The organism is Protofrankia sp. Cas8, from assembly GCF_963555845.1.
In the GTDB taxonomy this organism is placed as follows: domain Bacteria; phylum Actinomycetota; class Actinomycetes; order Frankiales; family Frankiaceae; genus Protofrankia.
The window spans coordinates 11,890-14,284 of the sequence record NZ_CAUVXI010000148.1 but is presented as its reverse complement, the minus strand read 5'-3'; the positions used below and the strand labels follow the sequence as shown (position 1 = coordinate 14,284).

Below are 2,395 nucleotides of genomic sequence, written 5' to 3'. Positions count from 1 at the left end.
TGCGGGCGCCTCGCCCCGGGCGGCGGGCCGGGACACGCCGTGGGTCCGCCCCCGTGCCGCCGCCGGCTGGACCGGCGTGGGCGGCGGCACCGCGACCGGCGGGTGCGCAACCGGCGCAACCGGCGCAGGGACCGGCTCCTGCACAAGGGTCAGCGCGGGACCGGGCGGCCGGGTGGTGCCGGTCTGCGTGGGCAGCGGCGTGGGCAGCGGCGGTGCGGCGGGTTCGGCCGGTACCTCAGGAGTCACCAGCGCCCTGGCTGCATCATCGTGTGGGCGCACCCGGCGCACCACCGGATCCCAGGTCCAGCGCGCGCACCGGCTCTCCGAGGTCAGCTGTACCAGCCAGATTCCGTCCACCCGACGCCAGGCATCCCACTGCGCGCCGTCGGGGTCGTCCTGGGCGGCCATCAGCCGGGCGTCCACAACCTCGCCCAGCGGCCGGCCCGGGGCGCCACCAGGGTCCTTGGGTAGCAGCGCCGCCCGCGCCTCCTGTACCACCCGGGCTCGCTCGGCCAGCACCGGGCCCTCGTAGCGCTCCACCCGCTCGACTGGAATGCCCGCTACCCGCGCAACCTCGGCAGTTGTCTCGCCAGCTCGCAGGCGCGCCTGGATCTCCCGTGGAGTCAGGGCGCTTTCCTGGCGTACCTCGCTGCGTCGCGCCCCGCGCAGCGCCGCTCGAAGCCGGTCGTCAACCGGTACCCGGAATTTTTCCGCGTCGGGTCCGCCCGCGGTATCGGCGAGCACGAGGTAGCCGCCGTCCTCGCTGAGCGCGACCGCTCGCAGCTCACGCATGGCGCCTCCTCATCGGCGTCGTCCGAATCCGCCGTGGCACGTTTGGTAACGGTGAGTGTCCGGATTGTCGAACCGGCCGCTCATGCTTACCACCACACCTTGCCATCGACATACCGGCGGTGTCTCACCCCGGGAGTCGACACGCTCTGTCGGCCTCCCGCCGACACCACGCTGCGCCCATCCTGGGTGGTCAGGGACGGCGGCCGCCGGGGGGCCGGGTGGCCGGCGGCCGGCGGCGCGGTGCCCGTGCCGGCGCCTTGGGACGGGCCTGGTCGCCCGCGGCGAACAGCGCAGCCCCGACAATTCCGGCATTGTTCTGCAACTGGGCGGGGACCACCTTCGTGCGGATTTCGAGACGATCGAGAAATCGATCCGCCTTTCGGCTCGCGCCGCCGCCGATGATGATGAGATCGGGCCACAGCAGCGCTTCCAGCGCGCTCAGATAGCGGCTGACCCGCTTCGCCCACTTCTCCCAGGAAAGATCTTCGCGTTCGCGGGCCGCCTCGGAGGCCGAGGCCTCCGCCGCGCTTCCACCGATCTCAAGATGGCCGAACTCGGTGTTCGCAAGGAGCTGGCCATGAAGGAACAGCGCTGTGCCGATACCGGTTCCGAAGGTCGTCATGAGGACGACACCGCCGACGTCGCGACCGGCACCGAAGGTCATCTCGGCGATTCCGGCGGCGTCGGCGTCGTTGATCACCGTTACCCCGCCTGGCAGGACCGCGCCGAGGGTGGCCGCCAGGTCGGTGTCCACCCAGCTCGGGTCGACGTTCGCCGCGGTCTTGGCGATCCCGTCCTTGAGCACGGCGGGAAAAGTGGCTCCGACCGGACCCGTCCAGCCGAAGTGGTCCACCACGTCCGCAACGGTCTTGGCGATGGCGCCCGGTAGCGACGGCTGCGGCGTCGGAATCCGGATGCGGGGCGCGGCCAGTGTCCCTTCGTCGATGTCGACGGGCGCACCCTTGATGCCGGTACCACCGATGTCGACACCGAAGACCTGCATTTCGCCTGTGCCCTCCCGTTGCCGTCGACCTATATCGGGCGTACCTGGACACAGTGTCCACCGCGGCGTGCGGCACCGTGGGACTGTCCGGTCAACCCGCGCCCACTCCACCATAGATCCGCACGCCTCGCCGGCCCATCTGAGTGTGACACCGGTATCCGGGCCCGATCTCCCCGTGGGACGCCGCGGACGCCGATCGCCGATCGATCCGCCGGCGCTCTAAGCTGAGATGGTGGCATTGCGGGATTCCTTCGGTCGAGTCGCCACCGACCTGCGGGTTTCGTTGACGGACCGCTGCAATCTGCGGTGCACCTACTGCATGCCCGTCGAAGGCCTGGCGTGGTTGCCGGGGGAGGAGACCCTGACCGACGAGGAGGTACTCCGTCTCGTCCGGATAGCGGTCACCCGCCTTGGAGTGACCGAGGTCAGACTGACCGGCGGTGAGCCGACGGTCCGGCCCGGTCTGGTCGGCCTTGTCGCCCGGTTGGTGGCGTTGCGTCCGCGTCCTCAGGTGTCCATGACCACCAACGGCACATCGCTGGCCCGCCTTGCCGGTGCGCTGCGCGCCGCCGGCCTGGAGCGGGTGAACGTCTCTCTGGA

At 70.9% G+C, this 2,395-nt stretch carries 3 protein-coding genes; 1 reads left to right on the top strand and 2 read right to left on the bottom strand.

Features of this window, described 5'->3' with window-relative positions; all coding sequences use genetic code 11:
* Both sepH and ppgK read right to left on the bottom strand, forming a co-directional pair.
* On the bottom strand, positions 1 to 792 hold a 792-nt coding region (gene sepH / locus U9977_RS18955), incomplete at its 3' end, for a septation protein SepH (RefSeq protein ID WP_322750619.1).
* Between the two features lie 190 nt (positions 793 to 982).
* Entirely contained in the window at positions 983 to 1,795 is an 813-nt protein-coding gene (gene ppgK / locus U9977_RS18950) for a polyphosphate--glucose phosphotransferase (RefSeq protein ID WP_322750618.1), read from the bottom strand.
* 229 nt (positions 1,796 to 2,024) lie between these two features.
* On the opposite strand from ppgK, the gene U9977_RS18945 reads away from it, so the two are divergent.
* Positions 2,025 to 2,395, top strand: a 371-nt coding sequence (locus tag U9977_RS18945) for a radical SAM protein (protein WP_416210690.1), incomplete at its 3' end; no start/stop codon positions are given.

Bases quoted from the DNA above. Each gene is read 5' to 3' on its own strand.
- ppgK (WP_322750618.1), bottom strand. From the start codon at position 1,795: ATGCAGGTCTTCGGTGTCGACATCGGTGGTACCGGCATCAAGGGTGCG.